Annotated in this window: 22 protein-coding genes; 18 read left to right on the plus strand and 4 right to left on the minus strand. The window is 62.0% G+C overall.

The genetic code is table 11. The features are described 5' to 3' along the window. Window positions 1-3 precede the first annotated feature (3 nt). From AC06FB_RS07940 to AC06FB_RS07985, 10 genes are all read left to right on the plus strand, one after another. Window positions 4-486 carry an ABC transporter permease gene (locus AC06FB_RS07940; protein WP_369969250.1) on the plus strand — a complete coding sequence of 161 codons (483 nt, stop codon included), beginning with the start codon at window positions 4-6 and terminating at the stop codon, window positions 484-486. Window positions 487-779: 293 nt separating this feature from the next. After that, window positions 780-1,286, plus strand: coding sequence for a hypothetical protein (locus AC06FB_RS07945; RefSeq protein WP_369969249.1), 507 nt, complete (start codon window positions 780-782; stop codon window positions 1,284-1,286). Window positions 1,287-1,292: 6 nt separating this feature from the next. Next, window positions 1,293-1,637 (plus strand): hypothetical protein, encoded by a 345-nt coding sequence (locus tag AC06FB_RS07950; RefSeq protein ID WP_369969248.1) that lies wholly within the window; start codon window positions 1,293-1,295, stop codon window positions 1,635-1,637. 306 nt (window positions 1,638-1,943) lie between these two features. Continuing rightward, window positions 1,944-2,117, plus strand: coding sequence for a hypothetical protein (locus AC06FB_RS07955; protein ID WP_369969247.1), 174 nt, complete (start codon window positions 1,944-1,946; stop codon window positions 2,115-2,117). A gap of 643 nt (window positions 2,118-2,760) precedes the next feature. After that, window positions 2,761-3,498: a hypothetical protein gene (locus AC06FB_RS07960; RefSeq protein WP_478053554.1), complete on the plus strand. Its 738-nt coding sequence runs from the start codon at window positions 2,761-2,763 to the stop codon at window positions 3,496-3,498. A gap of 69 nt (window positions 3,499-3,567) precedes the next feature. Continuing rightward, window positions 3,568-4,053, plus strand: a complete 486-nt coding sequence (locus tag AC06FB_RS07965) for a hypothetical protein (protein ID WP_369969245.1) — start codon at window positions 3,568-3,570, stop codon at window positions 4,051-4,053. Then, the gene (locus tag AC06FB_RS07970; RefSeq protein WP_369969244.1) at window positions 4,050-4,613 is read left to right on the plus strand and encodes a GNAT family N-acetyltransferase; all 564 of its coding nucleotides are present in this window, start codon (window positions 4,050-4,052) and stop codon (window positions 4,611-4,613) included. The genes AC06FB_RS07965 and AC06FB_RS07970 overlap by 4 nt, the downstream gene beginning before the upstream one ends. 240 nt (window positions 4,614-4,853) lie before the next feature. Next, entirely contained in the window at window positions 4,854-5,294 is a 441-nt protein-coding gene (locus tag AC06FB_RS07975) for a DUF6573 family protein (protein WP_369969243.1), read from the plus strand. Between the two features lie 87 nt (window positions 5,295-5,381). Further along, window positions 5,382-6,299 (plus strand): hypothetical protein, encoded by a 918-nt coding sequence (locus tag AC06FB_RS07980; RefSeq protein ID WP_478053555.1) that lies wholly within the window; start codon window positions 5,382-5,384, stop codon window positions 6,297-6,299. Further along, window positions 6,296-7,057 (plus strand): AbiU2 domain-containing protein, encoded by a 762-nt coding sequence (locus AC06FB_RS07985; protein WP_369969240.1) that lies wholly within the window; start codon window positions 6,296-6,298, stop codon window positions 7,055-7,057. Before AC06FB_RS07980 ends, AC06FB_RS07985 begins: the two co-directional genes overlap by 4 nt. Before the next feature lie 127 nt (window positions 7,058-7,184). On the opposite strand, the gene AC06FB_RS07990 is transcribed toward AC06FB_RS07985, so the two are convergent. Next, window positions 7,185-9,092: a type 4 pilus major pilin gene (locus AC06FB_RS07990; protein WP_478053556.1), complete on the minus strand. Its 1,908-nt coding sequence runs from the start codon at window positions 9,090-9,092 to the stop codon at window positions 7,185-7,187. Between the two features lie 164 nt (window positions 9,093-9,256). Here AC06FB_RS07990 and AC06FB_RS07995 point away from each other — a divergent pair, with 164 nt between their 5' ends. The 5 genes from AC06FB_RS07995 to AC06FB_RS08015 all read left to right on the plus strand — a co-directional run bounded on the left by AC06FB_RS07995 (window position 9,257) and on the right by AC06FB_RS08015 (window position 12,313). Beyond that, entirely contained in the window at window positions 9,257-9,430 is a 174-nt protein-coding gene (locus AC06FB_RS07995) for a hypothetical protein (RefSeq protein ID WP_369969238.1), read from the plus strand. Then, entirely contained in the window at window positions 9,421-9,885 is a 465-nt protein-coding gene (locus AC06FB_RS08000; protein ID WP_369969237.1) for a hypothetical protein, read from the plus strand. Before AC06FB_RS07995 ends, AC06FB_RS08000 begins: the two co-directional genes overlap by 10 nt. Window positions 9,886-9,999: 114 nt before the next feature. Further along, on the plus strand, window positions 10,000-10,596 hold the full coding sequence (locus AC06FB_RS08005; protein WP_478053557.1) for an AAA family ATPase: 597 nt from the start codon (window positions 10,000-10,002) through the stop codon (window positions 10,594-10,596). Between the two features lie 35 nt (window positions 10,597-10,631). Continuing rightward, the gene (locus tag AC06FB_RS08010; protein WP_369969236.1) at window positions 10,632-11,201 is read left to right on the plus strand and encodes a hypothetical protein; all 570 of its coding nucleotides are present in this window, start codon (window positions 10,632-10,634) and stop codon (window positions 11,199-11,201) included. A gap of 2 nt (window positions 11,202-11,203) precedes the next feature. After that, window positions 11,204-12,313 (plus strand): hypothetical protein, encoded by a 1,110-nt coding sequence (locus AC06FB_RS08015; protein ID WP_478053558.1) that lies wholly within the window; start codon window positions 11,204-11,206, stop codon window positions 12,311-12,313. Between the two features lie 37 nt (window positions 12,314-12,350). On the opposite strand, the gene AC06FB_RS08020 is transcribed toward AC06FB_RS08015, so the two are convergent. The 3 genes from AC06FB_RS08020 to AC06FB_RS08030 all read right to left on the minus strand — a co-directional run bounded on the left by AC06FB_RS08020 (window position 12,351) and on the right by AC06FB_RS08030 (window position 14,610). Then, window positions 12,351-12,497: a hypothetical protein gene (locus tag AC06FB_RS08020; protein WP_369969234.1), complete on the minus strand. Its 147-nt coding sequence runs from the start codon at window positions 12,495-12,497 to the stop codon at window positions 12,351-12,353. 119 nt (window positions 12,498-12,616) lie between these two features. After that, window positions 12,617-13,513, minus strand: a complete 897-nt coding sequence (locus AC06FB_RS08025; RefSeq protein WP_478053559.1) for an HNH endonuclease — start codon at window positions 13,511-13,513, stop codon at window positions 12,617-12,619. Between the two features lie 5 nt (window positions 13,514-13,518). Continuing rightward, window positions 13,519-14,610, minus strand: coding sequence for a hypothetical protein (locus AC06FB_RS08030; RefSeq protein ID WP_369969232.1), 1,092 nt, complete (start codon window positions 14,608-14,610; stop codon window positions 13,519-13,521). A gap of 766 nt (window positions 14,611-15,376) precedes the next feature. On the opposite strand from AC06FB_RS08030, the gene AC06FB_RS08035 reads away from it, so the two are divergent. The 3 genes from AC06FB_RS08035 (at window position 15,377) to AC06FB_RS08045 (ending at window position 17,567) form a co-directional block, all read left to right on the plus strand. Further along, window positions 15,377-15,778 (plus strand): hypothetical protein, encoded by a 402-nt coding sequence (locus AC06FB_RS08035; protein WP_046272103.1) that lies wholly within the window; start codon window positions 15,377-15,379, stop codon window positions 15,776-15,778. 28 nt (window positions 15,779-15,806) lie between these two features. Continuing rightward, the gene (locus tag AC06FB_RS08040; protein ID WP_046272102.1) at window positions 15,807-16,442 is read left to right on the plus strand and encodes a hypothetical protein; all 636 of its coding nucleotides are present in this window, start codon (window positions 15,807-15,809) and stop codon (window positions 16,440-16,442) included. Window positions 16,443-16,505: 63 nt separating this feature from the next. Beyond that, window positions 16,506-17,567 carry a hypothetical protein gene (locus tag AC06FB_RS08045; RefSeq protein ID WP_478053560.1) on the plus strand — a complete coding sequence of 354 codons (1,062 nt, stop codon included), beginning with the start codon at window positions 16,506-16,508 and terminating at the stop codon, window positions 17,565-17,567. Window positions 17,568-17,569: the final 2 nt, after the last annotated feature.

A 17,569-nucleotide genomic window follows, 5' to 3' on the forward strand; every position in this document is an offset into this window, starting at 1 on the left:
CCCATGTCTTACAACGCTCACCACACCCCCGGCGGTCACATGCAGTGGGGCTTGCTGGCACCGGCCACCGTCATCCTCGGTGGTGCAGGCCTGCTGTTTCTTGCCGGAGCCCAAGAGATCGGCCAAAACGTGCGTTACGGCTGGCAAGCCGGCGTGGCTGCTGCTGGTGGGGCAGCCGTGCTGCTCTTGCTGCTCCTGCTCTACGTGTTGAACTGGCGCGCGGCCCGCGTGCGCGCGGCAATGGCAAGCGGGCTACTGGTCTCGCCTCGCAAGGGCGGCTTCGGAAAGGGCGCCATGACGGGCATGTTCTTCGTCGTTGCCCTGCAGCTGGCCAGCGTTGCCGTGGGCCTGCTCTACCCGGGCTTGGACGAAGGCGAGCGAAACTTCTTCACCTACGTGCCTCCGATGGCTCTGATGGCACTCCTGCCCGTGGCGCTGATCGCAGGTGGCGTCGTAGGCAATCTCTGGCGCTCCACCAGCCTGTAAGATCAGTCCATGTCCTTTGGGGCCCCCGCGAGGGGGCCTTTTTTTTTCAAAGAACAAAGCCCAGAGCCACCGCCGGTCGCTTCGCGCCGGCTCCTGTAAAAGCGGTGGTGGGAAAAGAGCAGATGACGCCTTCGGCGCGAGAAACGTTGTTAGGAATGTTTGCTTCCGAAAATCGCAGTTTTTAACTTTAGTCAAGAATAGATCCGTTAATCGCATGGACAAAATCGCATGGCGATCTACCTTGAAATCGTGGATAGGCAATCACGCCGTCCGAAACCATCAAGGAAATCAACATGAAAATCCATCACCTCGTCAGCGACGGAAACCAAGCGGTCGCTATCACTGAAGCTGCGTCGAGTGGGGGTGGGCACTACATGCACCCCGTTAAACTCTCCGCCATTCGCTTCGATGTGAAGGACGCTGAAGCGGCGCTTGGCGAGCTCAACAGGTCTGGCCACCGCCATGAGAAGGCGTTCGAAGTGATCGAGCGTTGGGATGTCGATGCTCGCAACCAAGGGCGAAAGTCAAAGTTCGGTCGAACCCTTGCCGCCCTCGTGGACGAAGCGCAGGGTCACTTGAAGGGGCAGGTGATCTACGAAGCCAAGAGCATGGAGGAGGGCACCGCGCGTGCGCTCAACGCCATGGCGAAGCAAGCCAGGCTTTCGCAGATTCTTCCTGCTGCAGGTGGTCCGAGCATGATCATCGGTGGGCAGGTGTGGAACCCGCGCCAAGAGGCACCGAACCAAGCTCCAGATCCGGCGGCCGCCCTGGAAGCTCCCCGTCAGCGCGTGCGCCTGTAACTGGTGATGCTGTCCCTGCGCAACCCCCGCCTGGATAACCCCATGGGGCGCTTACCGACTTCCTTCGTCAACGCCCACGATGCCGACGAGATCCGCCGGTTGGCCGGGAAGCACGGCATCCCGTTCAACGAAGCCGTGCGGCAAATCCTGTCGCTCTACTTCATCCAGCCTTTCCCGCTGTCCAGCAAGCGGATGGGCGATAGCAAGACCGATCGATTGCCCCAAATGGTGGCTAGGCGCCACATCGTAGAAGGCATAGAAGTGCTGGCGACGACCCTAGGCCTGACCCGCGGCGAAGTGCTGCGTCAGATCATCCGTGGCACGTTGAGGAAGCGCCATGGTCGTCATTGATCGCACCCTGTCACCGCTCGGCTGTCTTAGTGAGGAACTGATCCGCGTGTAGCCAGGGAAACCTAGTAGGCGTGCTGCAGGCCCTCCGGGAGGGGTCGAGTCCCAACGCCTGGCGCGAGAACGAGGGTCCGGCCCTCATTCCGCTCTGGCTTGGCCCCGCATCGTTGAAGCCTTGATCTAGGCGGGGGCGGAACCGCACGCGCGTAACTTCTGGATTGAACGGCCGCTGGAAAATCTCGCGTCGGACTACCTGTCCAGTGAGCATACGATGGAGCGGGGGCGCACGGACAGACGGCGCGTCTGCTGATGAAGCTTGCCGGCACCGCGCACCGCGCCAGCCCGTTCTGGCGGACGGGCACATTGCGCGATGCAATGCCCGAGGTAGTGGAGAAAGTGGAAGCCGAACTGCGGCAGGACGTGTTGCAGGACAGGCTGGTGACCGTGGCCGGCACGCCGACGATAATCCGACCGCGTCTTTAAGCAATAGCAACTGCACAACGCCGCCACCGGCCGCTTCGCGACCGGCGATCTGAAAAGCACTCGATGGAAGAAAGGTAGCAACGCCTTCGGCGCGGATTCGATGTTAGGAATATTTGCGTGAAAATGCGCATTATTTGATTTTAGTCTTGAAAAGATCCATTGCAGCAATGGACATTTTCATGAGGCGATCTACCTTGAATGTATGGAAGGCGCAGTGCTTTCCACCGACTGGAACCGCCGACATGACCCTTTCTCTCCTCGCCATCGCCGCCCCCATCGCCCTTCCTTTCAGCGTTTGGTTGGCCCGGTGCCTTGAAAGCTGTATCGACCGCGCCCTCTGGGCTCACTGAGGGAAACACCATGGCCCCGCGTGCCGCACGTCACCGCTATTACGCTTATGAGCGACACGATGGCTCTGTGTGTTACCTGCCCAAACTGTTGCACGAGGGGATTCAGCGCTACCCACGAACGATCGCGCACTACCACCTGGTGCAGTGGTTGGGGGTGTCCAAGCTGCTCAGCCGGGACGAATACAGGCAGAGGGGCTGGATGCAGCGAAGGCTGGAGAATATGGACGAGCTTCCGATATAACTAGGCATCAGCTCATTGCCACTGGGGCGAGCTGACAATCGGGGGAAGAACTATGCAGAAGAACATCTTGTCGCCAAGCGGTGCCGCGCATGTCCTCTATGAGATCGACGGACACCTTTATACAACCTTCGTTGTGGCGAGATTGGTCGGCATGCCAACACCGCGTTCCCTGGAGCTCGCCTGGGGCTGCCAGGTGCCCGACGCCAATAAAAAATACACGGCCGTCAGTGCAGCCTGGAGATCTCTCTGGAAGACGTATGAGCTTGACCTCATGAGGGTTCTCCACTCCATTCATGGAGGGAAACAGGAGCAAGTGAGGAAGAGGCGTGAGGACCTGAAGCAGCTCATCACGGAGGCCATCCAGCGGGGCGATCCTGATTGGCGGACAGGCTTGATGATTCATGCTTACGGTGACTCCTTTGCTCACACATTTTTGAAGATGGGCGAGGAGCATTCTTACGAGCCACCTTTCGGGCACGCAGGCCATGGTCACAAACCAGACAAGATTGGGAATTTTCCCGAGAAGTATCTGGAGTATGTTGCAGGCCTCTACGCTGCATTAGGTGGCCAGGGCGATCCGCCGACAGCACTCGATGGGTTGATAAAGATTGTGGAGGACAATGATGGGAATAATTCCAAGATCAGTTCATCGATTGCCACATACGCGGCGGAGCTTGGTATGACCGATGAGGGGAGTGATTCGGTTAGAGATCGTCTCCTAAAAGACATCACGGAAAAGGACGTAGTTGAAACGATGGCGGCCATGGAAGCCAGGTTTGCGAAAGATTGATGCAATCCATTGAGGTTGTTGAGGGGGCATCCCCTCAACAACCGATGCTCTGACGGGCACAATAGGAAGATGAGCAATCATGCTTCAGTCAATCCTGGCCAGATCCTTCTCCGGGCCCCAGCCTACGGCCTGCTGCTCGGTCAGGCCGGCTGCCATTTCTGTCATGCCCCCACTCCCACCGCCGCGGTCTGGGTGCCCTCGTTCGAGGAGCACGACGACGAAGGTATGGCAGATCAGGGGGAGGGCGCTGTGTTGCGCTACATCGAGCGCTTGAACGAGGAGGCCGCTGCGTTCGTTGCCGGTCACGCCCCTTGGCTTCGCTTCGCCACTACTCGAACGTCCGGGCAAACCTACCTGGCCCACCATTGCACCACCTGCGGGGCCCTGCAGGGCGATCACTTCTTGTTCTCGCCGGATGGCCCGTATTGGCCCCAAGACGATGTCCAACTTGCGTCTCTTCGCTTCATCCGAGGTTTGGGCCCGCTCACCGCTCAAGCGTCCGCGGCGCAGAGTGGTTGGATGAACAACGTTCCCGAGGTTTGTTCATACGTATGACCATTTCCATTCGTTCCGGTGTTGCAGAAGATGCCGCATGGATAGCTGCGCTGCTTCGCGACGGAGCGCGGCAAGGGCATTTCCGCGAAACCCTCAGCGCCCAAGCGGTTCCGTTGGTGGAAGGGCTGCTTCATGTCGGCTTCTTGACGATGGTGAAGCTGCGACACAATCGACCGGAGGTTTGCAGGGTGGACGGCGAGGTGAGGGTTGCGACCTGGGAGGGTCAGCCGGCGGCGTTTCTGATCTGCATGCATGATCGCGAAGGCTACGAGCTCCATCTCGCCGGCACGCGACCAGAGTTCATCCGGCATGGTTGCTTCAAGGCATTGGTGCGCCACGCGTTGGCAAGTTCACCGGGAGAAAGTAGGGTCTTCGCACGGTGCTATGCGACGTCCAGCGTCGCCATTGAGGCATTGAAGGCCCATGGCTTCGTGCGCACCAGTGGCGGCGATCCAGTCGAGTTGGACTGGGACAGGACGTTTCCATTGCCAGAGAGCCCGCAAGCGGTTTCCCGGTCCTGGTGGCAGCGCTTCTTTGGAGGATTCAGGCGGACCGATTGAGGGCCAGTCGGTGTGCCGTTCACGGCACGTCATCAAGCTTCATGCGCTGCGCGCGGCCCCATCGCCCGGCTCTCCGGTCAAGGGTCATTCCAGGGCCCGTGTCCTCGCTCCGCTGCGGGCCGCGCCAGCCCTTCCATTTCCTCCCTTGACCGCGCCTGTCGGTGGGGCAGTGGGTTTCCCATTCCAGGACATCCCGACCGGATGCCCTGGGCGGGCCATCACTGACAAGAGGAACTGCGCATGTTCGAACCTTCTGATCTCATCCATTCCTACACCCGCGCCCAGGCGATCGAGGATGGCGTCTTGGTGGACGTGTCCGACGTGGCTAAGGAAGCCGGCTTCAAGTTGCCCGTGGCCATCACCCGTGCTGCATGGACGCGCTACGTCGAAGTGCCCAGAGGGTTGGAACTGCGCGGCCAGTCGGTGGACGGCCGGCTTTGGGACGTGCTTTTCATGCTCCATGTGGCCATCAAGCGGCAGCAAGGCAACGGCTCGGAGCTCCAGTTCCAACTCCACGTGGCCTTGCCGGATGCCGGCGACTGGTTGTCGAACGAAGCCCACCCGGAGGCCGGGTCTGGCCTGACGCGGTCCACGCACCGCCTTGTCACCTTGAAAGCACTGTGTGGGCCCGGGGACGCCCTAGAGCCGGTGGTCACCGTCATGCTGCCCAACGAGGATTGAGAAAGGGGGGCCGGAAAACCGGCCCTCATCGTTTTCCCGTGCTGGTCCCGCCGCTACCATGGCGGGACGACAAGGGAGGAGTAGGGGATGGAAAAGTTCGATTGGTCGAAGGTGGAGTTTGCACGCACACCCTGGCGGAGCCGGGTTATCCCGGACGCGCTGCCCATCCTCATCCGGTGGGCGCAGGAGGGCGAAGCTCATTCCTACAGCGACCTGGCCCAAGAGCTGCACGACACCTTCGGACACGAGATCAAACCCCGCAAAGACCTCTACGGCACCGTCGCCGGGGGAGTGGCCCAGGCCCTGCGGTGGCTCAGCGAGCAGTGGAAGGAACCCATCCCGCCCCTCCACGCAATCGTCGTCAACAAGAACACGAAACACCCTGGCGAGGGTGCTATAACGATTTCGCCGGCCTACTTCGCGGGCAAGAAGCTGGACACCGAGGAAGAGCGCCGCGCGCACTTGCGAGAGGCGATGGAAGACGTTTTCACCTATCCCAATTGGGACCGGGTCGCCCGCGCTCTGGGAGCCACCATGCTGACCCCGTCCGCCGGGGCGGTTGAAGAGGTGGCAGCGGATGCGCCTCTTCCCCTTCCTAAAGTCCAGGAGGGGGGGCGGCCAGAGAGCGACGAGCACAAAGCGTTGAAGGCGTGGGTGGCCAGCCATCCCGAAGAGTTCGTGGACTTTGGGTGCTTCCCCATGGGGAGCAACGAGAAGTTGTTGAGCTCGGGTGACCGATTGGACGCGCATTTCGATAACGGAAGACATCGCCTGGCGGTGGAAGTTAAAACCAGCAAGTGCTCGGAGGACGAACTCCAGCGAGGCGTCTATCAAGCGGTGAAATACCGCGCCGTTCTCCGGGCCGAGCAGAAGGCCATCCGCCACGTGCCCAACGGGGAGGCGGTGCTGGTGTCCACGCGCGCTCCGAACGCGGAAACCCGTGCGCTCATCAAGCGGCTGCAGGTGCGTTTCCAGCAGGTGCCGCTGGAGGCGGAGCAAGAATGAAGCCTGAGGAACTGGAACAACGTATTCGCCAAATCGATGGATTCGTTCGGGTGCTCACGCAGGAGTGCCACATCCTCGACGAGCGCCGGCACATTTTGTCCCCACTCATTCAAGATCCCGAGATCCAGGCAGGGCTGAAAACCAAGCTGGACAATACGCCGGGTGCCAATGCCTGGAACCACCTGGCGCCGCTTCTTGGACAAGACCTGGTGCGCGATCAGTCACGGCTTTTTCTGGATAACGATTCGCGGTCCGGTAGCTTGACCAACCTCTGGCGAAAGCTTCAAGCAGATCCCGCGATCAAGGAGCACTACCGGGAGCGCTACGGGCGCATGTTCGATCACTTCCACGACGAACCGATCAGTGACCTGCCGCCCGAAAGCTCGGCTGTTTTCCAGGAGAAGTTCAGACAGAGCGATCGGGACGAAAATTACTCGCGCTTCGATAATGGCTGGGAAAAGGTCTCCAATGAAATGGTGATCCTTTCGGCTGATCCCGTGGCAGCGAAAATCAAGACCCTACGGGACAAGCACCACGCCCACCTGGAAATGCGAAAGTTGGACGAGGAGCCCGGCGCCTTTGACATCAACACGCTTGGGTTGACGTTCAATGAGGTCTTGGCTTTTGGTGATCGTTGCCAAGCCACCGTGGCAGAGCTGGGGCTGCTGCTGACCGGGACCAGCTGGGATCCACAGCAATACGCATCGGTTCACGAAGCCCAGGGCAAGGCGATGTGGAAAACCTTGGCTGGGGTTTGACTTCGAGGCACAACATCGAAGAGCCCAGAAGCCGCCGCAGGTGGCCAAGCCACCTGCCTTCTGAAAAGCACCCTGGGCGGGTAGGTGATTCGCCTTCGGCGCTTGAGCCCGGTGCCCCGCCTTCCGATCAGATGCAGCGAATGGTGAGGGTGCCGTAGTAAGTGTGAGAGGCCGAATCGGAGCAGTAGGAGATGTCCGTCCATCGTCCCACGTGCTGGCCTGAACAGAACGCCCTCGCTTCCGCTGGAGCGGCGTCTTCGCGCAGCCCGCCTCGGCAGCCGTAGGGGGTGGAGTTGCCAGACCCCCAGTCGCTGAGCACCTCGTAGGAACCGGTGGACGTGCAGCTGGTGCGCTTCTCCCACCGGTATTCGTCCCAGCCCCAGAATTCTCCCATCCCTGATTCCCACCCGCTTTGCGAGCCGCTTTCGATATACGTATCCCCTAGCTGCGCTTGGGCGGCCCATTGGGACTGGGCCAACACACCGTTGGCGCCTGCGCTGCAGTCGCCAGACCCCCGCACTCCATTGTCGCGGCGGCTGGCCGAACAGCCGCCCCAAGACCCGGCCAAGGAGTAAGAGATGCTGTAGTAGGCGTCGCTGGCGTCCAGCGTGCCGCTGTTGCTTTCGGTCAAACACGCTTGGCCCACCGGGGCGCAGGTGTTTGTCTCGTCCCTCCGACCGCCAGTGTCCGCCCAGGCGGTCCATGACGTGAATGACGGGCTGGGCAGCGACCACGTGGTGGCCGGGCAGTTGTATGACCCGGTTCTCGTCCGCCGCTGTTCGGTCTGCCATGTGTGCGATCCACTCTGGCCCGCCGGGCAAGCGGCCGCCGTGGTGACCCACTGGGTTTCGGCTTGTGGGAAAGGCGCTGGGCAAGCCGTGCAGGTGGTGTTGGTTTGCGTCCAGGCGTTCCACGAGCCGGTGCCCGTGCATGAGAAGATCCGCTGCTGGCCGATCGCGCCAAACTGACCGGCAGGGCATCCCACGTTGCGCGTTTCGGGAGCAGGGCACGGTGCGCAGGTGCTGCTGGTCGTGGTCCAACTGCCGGCCGTCGTGAATCCCGCCCACGCTTCGTAAACGTTCGGGTCGGTTCCGCAGTGGTGACGGCGGTTCTGGATCATCTGGCCCACCTGGCCCGAGGGGCAGGCGATCGTCCGGTTCTCGCTCCACTCCTGACACGGCGGCACCGTGCTTGTCGGCGGTGGTGGCGCGGTGGGCGGTGACGTGGGCGGGGCCGGAGGCGTCACGCTCACCGAGGGAGCGGGCGGCGTGACCGGTGGGGGCGTCGTGGGCGGAACGCTTGGTGGCGGGGCGGTTGGGGGCGACACCGGCGTGGAAGGCGCGACTGGTCCTACGGGCCCCACCGGGGTTCCCACCGGCGGAGAAACGGGCGGGGTGACCGAGGGCGTGGCGGGTGGCAACACCAGCGGCGCCCCGGTCCATTCGCCCGCCAACAACCCGCTGTGGTAGACGAAGACCACGCGCGATTTGTCAGCGCAGGTGCGGCCCAGTAATCCCACGTCGAGCCGGCCGCCGGTGTTTCGAATCACCGACACGTCCGATACCTGAGCGTCCCACACCCCGCCCGCGTTGGCCGCGACCAGGTCCACGCACGCTTGGCGAGGAAGGCCGGCGTAGCTCACGGAGAACGAATCACCAAAGCGATCAACGGTGTAAGGCTGAACGTTCACCGCGCCGCCCCACGCGTTGGTCAAGACGCTTTCCCCGACGCCGAGTTGGGATTCGGGGGCCAGGCCATCGACCACCACGGCGGTGGTGCTCACCCCGCGGAACGGTCCCACCACCCCAAAGCTGCTCTCGATACGACGGGACAGCTCGCGCAGGTTGCGCGTCTCGCTAGCGAGCTTGGCCTTTGCATCGACCTGCCCGAAGAACAGGAACATCGCGCCCGTGGCGGCAGTCACAACGCCCAGCGCCAGTAAGGCCTCGGTGAGGGTGAAGCCCAGCGCGCTGCGCACGCCTTTGGACAGGCGGGTGAGGGTGGGCGAACAGCGGAGGCGGGTCGTGTGCGTCATGCATTCAGCATGCGATGCACTTTGGATTCCGCAAGCCCCTGTTTTTAGTCAAAAAAAGTTGGATTTTTCATCTTGACATTGCTCGGTGGTCTGCTTCCATGAGGTTAAGGGAGTGGGGTGACCTACTCACGTAATCGCTTCAAACAACCCAAGAGATCGCCGCCATGATTGAAAGCCCCATCCGCACGGCCGGGCCCATCGCTGACCTTTCCGTCGCACACATCCCTCCCACGGTCCCCGCGTTCCTGCCCGAAGGCAAGCTTCGCCGGCAAGCCCGCCTGGCGCGCGAGCAACGCCACTTCGAGCGCCAGCTGCGCAAGGAGCTGAAATGGAAATGACCACCGACCGGCGTGCTCAACGGCTTCTGGAGGCCATCGAACACCGCAACCCACAGGCTTTGAAAAGAACCATTGCGGCCATCCACGAGGCACGTCTGAAGGCGTGGAGGGGCCTAACGGCTTTCCCGTCCTTGGACCACCCGGTGGGGCCCAACGGAATAACCGCTTTCCACGTCGCTTGCATGGCGTGGCACGTAAACCAGGATGACCTGCACGAACGGCAGTGCTACGACAAGATGGCCGGAATGCTGGCCGAAGCCGGGGCGGACGTGTTTGCGGAGTTCGGCCCGGCAAAGCAACGCTGGACGATCATTGAAGCACTGCATGGCGCTGCGCCGCCGTCTGTCAAAGCATGGATGGCCTCTCAGCCGTTCGATCTGCATTGCTCTGCGTCAAACACCGCCCACACGATTCGGTGGGACTGCCGTCGTCCAGTCGTCTCGCTGGAAGAATAGAAAAGAATCCAAGGCCTGAACGGCCCGAAAGGGTTGCAAAAACATGCACTTGCGAAATGGTGGCGTCGGGGTAGATTCGGTAGGAACCCCTATCTACTCACGAAAGGATGCCTTATGCGACTGTGCAACTTCTCACTCAAAGGTGGCGTCGGCCGCACGACGCTGGCCCTGAATCTTGCCGGGTGCTATGCCCGTGACCCCAGCCTGCGTGTGTTGGTCAACGACCGGGACCCCCAAGGCGGAGCCTGTGCGTTTGCCTCACTGTCGGACGAAACACCGTTCAGTGTCGGGCGCTCGCGCTCCCCGGGCTTCGACGTGGAGATCACTGACACTCCACCACGCCTGCCGGACAACGAAGTGATCCCCGAGGCCGATCTCTACCTGGTGCCCACGTTGCTCGATGGGGCCAGCTTTCTCATCTTTCTGCGAACCGTGGATGTTCTTGAAAAGAAGGGAAAGCGTTACCTGCCCATCGCCAACCGGGCCAACGAGAAGCGGGCAGCCCATCGACGCCGCCTGGAGCACCCTAAGATGTCGGGTGCCGTCCTGGTGCGGGATCGTGCGTTGTTTGCGGACTGCTACGAGGAGGGAAAGACCGTGTTCGACGCCAACGGCCGCTGGGCCCGGGTGGCCCAGGAGGAGATCCACACCCTGGCTGTCCGGGTGCGCGATACCTTGGCCGCTGGTGCAGGCCGGAGGGCTGCGGCATGATGGAGCTTCCTTTGGTTTCCCTCCCAAACCTACCCATGGCCACTCGCAAAGCTCCTGCCAAGAAGGCTGCCACGAAGAAGGCCGTCAAGCGCACGTTGGATGACGTCAAGGACGTGACCCATGCCAAGGCTCGCCGGACCAGCAAAGCGGCAGGCCTTCCGATCGCCCGCATCCCGGAGCACCTGTTGCTGGGGCCGGGCGACTACCCGGAGCGCAAGTCCTACTTTGACTACGACGACAGCCAGAAGGCGGGAAGCGTGGGAGGCAAGCGGGTTCACATGGTCATGCCCCGATCGGTCACGCTGCACGACTACCGCCGTCGGGAGGACGGGCTGCGCCACCACCGGGCCATGGTGACGATCCCGCCGAAGCTCCGCGAGAACATCGCCCAGCTGTTCGGCTTTGACGATTCGGAAGACGCCGGCAGTGAAGTCGCGCTGACCACCGCGATGGTGGCGCTGGCAGACTACGCGGCCGCGTCGCTCATTAAGGACAAGACGCTGCTGATCGTGAGCTCGCCGGTGGACGAGCACGCGGAGGACCGCAAGGCCGCCCGGGTGGCGGTGCGGAATCTGGGGATGAGCAAGAACGGAAAGATCTACTGAGCGTGGCACTTGGCCCTCTGACTGCTGATCAAGAGCACGCCATTTGGGCCAAAACCTGGCGCGTCCCCGGCATGACGGCTCAACCGCTGACCGGTTGGCTGCTTCACTCGACGGGAATCTGGGCAGACAAGCGCATGCTTTCCGATCGGTTAATCAAGATTTTTAAGGTGTCCGCCAAAACTTGGGAGGCTGGGATTCCGCGCAGGCCTAAGAAGCGGCAGCAGGTCTGTGATGGCCTGGTTGCTTACGTCCGGCAAAGCCACGCTGAGCTGATGGCGGAGTGTGCGGAGCGCCAAGCCCGTGCGATGGAGCGAGGTGCACGCGCTCTGTCCGAACATCCAACGCTCCCCCCGTGTAACTTCTTCCACCACACGCTTGGTATCGCAGGCGGAGATAGGCTGGAAGCACTGGCGGTTGCATTCGACGAGGTTTCCGCCCACGTCCTGCATGGGCGGTTGTCCAGGGACAGTATGTCAGCGGCAGTGGTCAAAGCGGCAGCAGAAGTGGTTGGACTGCCCGCGGGAGCTATGCAGCCGGATAGCCGGCTGGATCCAGGCTTGGATGCGTTGCTCTTGCTACTGGCTCAGATGGATCACGACCTCACCACTTCCCTGATGGCCAATGCGGGTGAGATCAACAGCTTGGTGGCACTTTTGATTGATGCGCCCGGAAGTGGGGCGAGGAAGCGGGTTCAGCACCGACTTTTGGACATCTATTACGCCCTGGCGCTTGCTGCGGCCGGGCGTAACCTGCCAGAGAGCTTGCCGAAGGTCCGAGAGATTGAGGATGTGCTCATGGGCGGCCCGCCCGAATCCGGTGGCCAGTCCTGGGTGGTGCGTTGGCGCAATGGAACCAAGGCGCTTCGAGAAGAGGACGTGCTATCGGTAATCGCGCACGTCGGACACGTTTCGGGGAAAGACGTGTCATGGACGATGCGACGTCTCTATGTCGCCGCCCAAGCGTGGGGGAGGGTGGAAGAGCAGGGTGTGGAGGCAGTAGTGCTGGCCGGTGAGCGCTACCTCCAATGGTGGAATGCTCTGTGCAACCAGGGTCGGGTTAAGACCCCATGGGTCCAGCCCTACTGGTGCCAGTTTTCGACACGCAACGGATGAAGCGGCTCCCCTCACCGGGAGGCGAAGCCGCCATGGCTCACTTGCCGTTCCGCTTTGCAACCACTGAGGCTGCTTTGGCCTTGAACGCCCGTTGTTGAGGGGAGGGGCTGGGTTGGCGATCCACCGCGCTTTGGATACGTCGCTGGGAAGCCTGGGTCATTGGGGTCTTCTTGCGGTTGCTCATCGTGTTGTCCTTCCAAGAGATCGGGGTGAGCGGTCAGCCTAGAAGTGAGAAGCGGGGAAGGTGGTTAGAAATCTTGGGAATTTGATGAGCTCTTGAGACAGCTGGGACCAGTCAGGCGCTCACATCGGTAGGGGCGTGTTGCTCAACTTGGATGACTCCTGTTCAGTCACCCTCCTTCGCAACGCCTCCTTGGACATCTTGGCTGGGGCGTCCAGCGTGAGCTCCTTTCCGTCCAACGAACGGTAAAACGGATCGTCCACCCCCGCGCTGACGTAAACGACCAAGTCCGGCCCGATGGTCAACAGGCCTGCATCGAACAGTGCGTGGATGTCCTTTCGTAGCAATAGGCCGTTGTTCAGAGCGTTGGTGGAAGCTCCGTTGTAAGGGACGATGTGAGCGGCGTCGATGACGCTGGCCAGGGCGGTCCCGGTGACCATGCACACCGCTCCATAGTGAGCGACTAGGCGCTTGCGAAACTCGGCCTGGCCCTCTCGAATCACCCGGAGGACCTGCTCCATTCGCTTCCCCTCTGCTGCGGCAGCATCAGGAGCGGGGGGCAGTGGCTTTTCCACTTTTAATCGCCCGCTCTCCTCAAGGACGCCCTGGAGGGCTTGGATCACATCGTGACTGAAAAGCTCTGATGCCGGGCGCAACTGAAGGTCAATCCCGGACCGGTGCCGGATGTGCGCCAACAGAAGTGCGGCGTCCTCCACATACTTGAGTTTCTTTTCGCGCATGCTCCAAAGTTGGTTCAGCTCGCCCAAGCTCAAGACCTTTAGCGCTGACCTAACATCACGGCTGCTCATCCGGAGGTGGCTCAGCCCTTTTTGCAGGTGTTGACGAACGAGGTATTCCTCCAGCTCCGGCGGGTTTCCATCTTCGTTATCGCGAATGGTGAACAGGCTGCTGAAAGGCTTGTTAAATTGCTCCTTCCACTTCTTCTTTCGCCGCTGAGGCTTCGACGGGCTCCGGTTAGCCCTACCGTCGCTTTCCCTGTCCTGATCCTTTTCGTCCATGTCGGTCAATTGATTGTCTGAGCTTGCCTCAATGGTAAGGGATCCCTGGTGTCCGGGCGCCCTTTCGACTGGCGCCTGCGGGCTTTCAACCAAGCCGCCGCAAGATCGTCCACGTCGGCCTGCAGCGCGGCCCGTTCCCCAGGCAGCCATGGCCTCAACGTCCCACTGGCCACCCCAGCGTCCCGGATCGATAGACGGCGCCGGGCATTGAGCCACTGTGCCTTGGTTTCCCCCTCTCGTGTGGCTCGGCGCTGGGTCCGCATGCGAACCGCGTTGGGCTTGTCGCTGTAAGTCGGGACGTGGCCTTTGCATTGGCTAGGCCAGGGTGTTTCGTGCGCGCCCTGTCGCCGCCGGCGGATCTGGCTCAGGCTTGGATACCGGGCCATCCACCGATTCTCAAACGTTCGATCGGGAGGGGGCGCTTTCCCTTGGGGCAGGGGGATGACCAAGGCGTGGAGGGCGATCAGTTGCCACGCCGCCGATTGAAAAACATCCTCGGTTAACCGGAAGGCCACCACGTCTGGGTGTTCCAGCCATTGGCCTTGGTGCATGTTGCGCAAGAGCGCGGCCAAGTCGTTTCGCGTCAGATCGGCACGGTGGGCCAGTGGCCACCCCAGCATCCAGCCGTCCGAATGCCTCTGGACGTGAACGACGAACCGGGGGTGCATCCAGCGCTCTTGGAGCTGGGCAAGGACGGTGGCTGGCTTGGCAAAGCGCCCCACCTCGACTAGGTGGTTGTCGGAGCGCTGCAGGACAAACAGCCGGTCGGCCAGCAGGGCGTCCAGGGGTTCTGGTGGCAGCCGCTGGCTCAACTCGGGCCAGGCCAACAGGTCACGGGTGCCCCGCTCGGTGATGCAGCGCTTGCAAGCCATGCGCAGGTTCTCGGTGTCCCTTGGGCCGGCTAGGCTCAACGGAACGAGCGGTGAGAGCCCCCACGAATGGCGACGGTCCAAGTCCAAGGGGGCGGTGCAGAAAGCGCACACAGGGCTTTCGGAACGGCGGGCCACGTCCAGCGCCCAGCGTGGGGTGGCAGGCGCACGGGCGCCATGGAAGGCCAGCACGCGACGGGCAAACGCGTCCAGGTCAGCGGTGTTCATGAGAGCATTCCTGAAACGACAGCAGGCGGATCGTTGATGGCCAATGGCGGTGAATGGAGGCCATGGCGCGCACCCTCGTTTGACTAAAACGAATTGGTGCGAGGGATTTGCGGCTTCCTTCCAGTGGTTCTTTGGCTGCCCACGGATGATTCGGAAAACACGGTGTCGGTGTATCCAATGGCACTGCACACGTTTGACTAAACCCAGCGTGGCTTGGGTGTCGTGGGGCGGTGCAGCGGGCGGGCGAGGGCAACCTGTCCTGGGGATCCGGGGCAATGCGAAACGGTGGGCTGAAAAACTTTGCACGGATTCCCGGGGTGGGGCATCGGTGGGCGTGAGGGGCGGAAGAGCGGGAGCGTTGCGTGGGCATGGCGTGGGCGGTGGTCCTGTGGGGCGAGGGGGCGTAGACCACCAATAGCGCACCTGGGGCAACACGCAAGGGGCCGCCGAAAAGCAACTGCAAGAGCTCAGCGTGGGTGGAAGCAGTGTCGGCAGTGGCAGAGAAGCAGGAGCCCGGACGGTTCCCTAGAGTCGTCATACACATGACGCACTGAAGTGGGAGTGCGGTTTTCGCCCAAGAATCGGCGTCACGCCTGCCGAAACCTTAATGCAATCAACGCCTGACCGTGTCTCCAGCGAATGGAGACAGTGTCAGTGCTTGTTAGCTCGTTTGGCCCTTGTTTTTCAGGCTCCTGCGGTGGGGCCTTGCCAACTCCGAGATTCGCGGTATCGGTGGAGTAATCCAAAAAACGGAGTTACTCGAACAATGGCGTTCGTTCGTCAAAACGTAAACCTCGACCGCGGGCAACTGAAACTTGCTCAGCGGCTTGCCCGTGAATCGGGCAGTGGGTTCAGCGCTTACATGCGAGAGGCGCTGGAGCGACACAACACCGCCACGTCGGTGGTGAGCGTGCTGGAGAGCGCCAACGCTCAGCTGGAGCGCCTCATCGACGATCTGCGGGAAGAGAACGCGCTGTTCCGCAGTGCGCTCCAGGAAGACCTGCGGAGGCTGCGAGACGAAACGAAGGCGGAGCAGGACAGCGCCATTCAGCGCTACGAAGAAGCGCTTCGCAAGGTGGTGACGGCGGCCCTCTCGCAACCCTCTCCCAAAGGTTCTGGTGCGGCCAAGGTGCCCGCAACCGGACCCATGACTGCTCCACGCACCTAACTTTCCCCCACAGCAGGAGATCCATCCCATGAAACGTTTTTCCGTTCCTCTCACTCTCTGCCTGGCGGCGTTCATGCCGCTTCACGTTTCCGCCCAGACCGCCCCTGATGCGGTCCATGCCGCGGAGGACGATAGCAAGCCCAAGGCCGACAAAAAGCGTCTGTTCAAAGCCGGTGGCATCGGTTGCGTGGCCGGCGGAGCCATCGCCTTGCTCACTGGCAAGAAAGACAAGGCCTTGGGCGCTTGCGCCGCCGGTGCTGCCGTGGGTGCTTCGGCGTCCTACGTGGCGCAGCAGCGGGAGCACGCCGAGCAGGCCGCCGACGCCGCCCGTGCGGCTGGCATGAAGGCCGAAGTGGTCACCAAGACCGAAACCGTGGATGGCAAGCAGGAAGCCGTCCTGGATTCGTTGCGCTTGAACTACAACCCCACCGACATGAAGCGGTTGGACAGCGACACTCGGGCCTTCCTCGACAAGTTCGCGGGTCTGTTGAACAAGTCCAGCAACGGGTTGACGGTGGTGTTCCAAGGCGCCGACAAGGCCGCCTGCCAGGTGCCCATCGTTGAGCTGGCCAAGCGTGGCGCGCTGTCCAAGGTCACGGTGGACGACCGCTGCGGCAGCGGTGAGCCCGTGATCGTCGTTACCCCGGTGCCTGACGTCCGCTGACGCCAATCGCCCGGGTGTCTTGCGATGCCCGGGCTTCCTTTCCCCCCATTCCCAGGAGCCGACATGACCCCAGAAGAAAGAATCCAGCAACGCAAGCGCGAAGAATTGCTGAAGCGTGCCAACGCAACCCCGACCGCATCGCCCACGCAAGAAGAGCGGCTGGTTTCCGACGGCATGAAAGAGAACCTGAAAGCCGCCAGTCACTGGGCCGGGGTGATCAGCAGGCGCACTGCCGAGTTGACCCAGAAGGGCGTTGCTGCCGCTGCAGAGAAGGCGAAGCAAGCCAAGGCGCAACTGGACGCAAAGCGCACCCGAGGAGCCCAGGAACATCGTGCTGTCGAAGAGAAGCCTCAAGACGCTCCGCTCACCCTGGAGCAGGAAATGTTGGTCAGGCAACTGACGTCCGATGCAGCTGCACCGGTTCTCGTGGGAGCGGGTGACAAGGGAATGTGGGTCCCTTGTGACCTTGGCGAGGACGTTGATGAATTAGTAGACGGCGCACAGGTTGTAGATGGGTTGGGTGGCCCTTCGGTGGACGCCAAGGCGTTGAGCAATGAAGATACGGCAGCCTTGGTCAATCTGTCTCAGCAGGACGCAGTGGAAGTCCTGTCCGTTTCCGCGGTGCCTGAAGGGTCCAACCGGCTCCCGGAGGCCGCGTCACCAGAGCAGCCAGTAACTCCAATCCAACCCAGCCCCCGCTCTCGTTTGCCTTGGGTCTTGGCCGGTGTGGTGGCGGTGGCATTGGTCGCGGGGGCGATCTACTTCTTGCTTGGGAAGAACAACCAGGCGCCTCCAAGCACACCGGCTCCCGTGGCACCGGTTGCCACTCCAGCCGCTCCCGAGCAGTTGTCCGAGGTGGTCGAAGCCCCCGTGGTTGCGCCTGCTCCAGCAGTGCTTCCAGAGCAGGCCGAGCCAGAACCTGCGATAGAGAAGCCAGAGCCGGACGCCACTCTCCATGTGAAAGCGTCAGCGCCGATTGCGACCCAGCCCAAGCCTTCGCAGAAACGTGCGACCGCCTCCTTGCCGAGGAAGGCCCCCGCACCCGCCGCCGACCCAAGGAACGACTGGCAGCAAAAAGCCAACGCAGACCTGGACGCCTGGGCGAAGAAGTCCGGCATCGAATGATC

It is taken from the genome of Stenotrophomonas sp. Steno-C15, assembly GCF_056393265.1.

Bases quoted from the DNA above. Each gene is read 5' to 3' on its own strand.
- AC06FB_RS07940 (WP_369969250.1), top strand. From the start codon at position 4: ATGTCTTACAACGCTCACCACACCCCCGGCGGTCACATGCAGTGGGGC.
- AC06FB_RS07945 (WP_369969249.1), top strand. From the start codon at position 780: ATGAAAATCCATCACCTCGTCAGCGACGGAAACCAAGCGGTCGCTATC.
- AC06FB_RS07950 (WP_369969248.1), top strand. From the start codon at position 1,293: ATGCTGTCCCTGCGCAACCCCCGCCTGGATAACCCCATGGGGCGCTTA.
- AC06FB_RS07955 (WP_369969247.1), top strand. From the start codon at position 1,944: ATGAAGCTTGCCGGCACCGCGCACCGCGCCAGCCCGTTCTGGCGGACG.
- AC06FB_RS07960 (WP_478053554.1), top strand. From the start codon at position 2,761: ATGCAGAAGAACATCTTGTCGCCAAGCGGTGCCGCGCATGTCCTCTAT.
- AC06FB_RS07965 (WP_369969245.1), top strand. From the start codon at position 3,568: ATGAGCAATCATGCTTCAGTCAATCCTGGCCAGATCCTTCTCCGGGCC.
- AC06FB_RS07970 (WP_369969244.1), top strand. From the start codon at position 4,050: ATGACCATTTCCATTCGTTCCGGTGTTGCAGAAGATGCCGCATGGATA.
- AC06FB_RS07975 (WP_369969243.1), top strand. From the start codon at position 4,854: ATGTTCGAACCTTCTGATCTCATCCATTCCTACACCCGCGCCCAGGCG.
- AC06FB_RS07980 (WP_478053555.1), top strand. From the start codon at position 5,382: ATGGAAAAGTTCGATTGGTCGAAGGTGGAGTTTGCACGCACACCCTGG.
- AC06FB_RS07985 (WP_369969240.1), top strand. From the start codon at position 6,296: ATGAAGCCTGAGGAACTGGAACAACGTATTCGCCAAATCGATGGATTC.
- AC06FB_RS07990 (WP_478053556.1), bottom strand. From the start codon at position 9,092: ATGACGCACACGACCCGCCTCCGCTGTTCGCCCACCCTCACCCGCCTG.
- AC06FB_RS07995 (WP_369969238.1), top strand. From the start codon at position 9,257: ATGATTGAAAGCCCCATCCGCACGGCCGGGCCCATCGCTGACCTTTCC.
- AC06FB_RS08000 (WP_369969237.1), top strand. From the start codon at position 9,421: ATGGAAATGACCACCGACCGGCGTGCTCAACGGCTTCTGGAGGCCATC.
- AC06FB_RS08005 (WP_478053557.1), top strand. From the start codon at position 10,000: ATGCGACTGTGCAACTTCTCACTCAAAGGTGGCGTCGGCCGCACGACG.
- AC06FB_RS08010 (WP_369969236.1), top strand. From the start codon at position 10,632: ATGGCCACTCGCAAAGCTCCTGCCAAGAAGGCTGCCACGAAGAAGGCC.
- AC06FB_RS08020 (WP_369969234.1), bottom strand. From the start codon at position 12,497: ATGAGCAACCGCAAGAAGACCCCAATGACCCAGGCTTCCCAGCGACGT.
- AC06FB_RS08025 (WP_478053559.1), bottom strand. From the start codon at position 13,513: ATGGACGAAAAGGATCAGGACAGGGAAAGCGACGGTAGGGCTAACCGG.
- AC06FB_RS08030 (WP_369969232.1), bottom strand. From the start codon at position 14,610: ATGAACACCGCTGACCTGGACGCGTTTGCCCGTCGCGTGCTGGCCTTC.
- AC06FB_RS08035 (WP_046272103.1), top strand. From the start codon at position 15,377: ATGGCGTTCGTTCGTCAAAACGTAAACCTCGACCGCGGGCAACTGAAA.
- AC06FB_RS08040 (WP_046272102.1), top strand. From the start codon at position 15,807: ATGAAACGTTTTTCCGTTCCTCTCACTCTCTGCCTGGCGGCGTTCATG.
- AC06FB_RS08045 (WP_478053560.1), top strand. From the start codon at position 16,506: ATGACCCCAGAAGAAAGAATCCAGCAACGCAAGCGCGAAGAATTGCTG.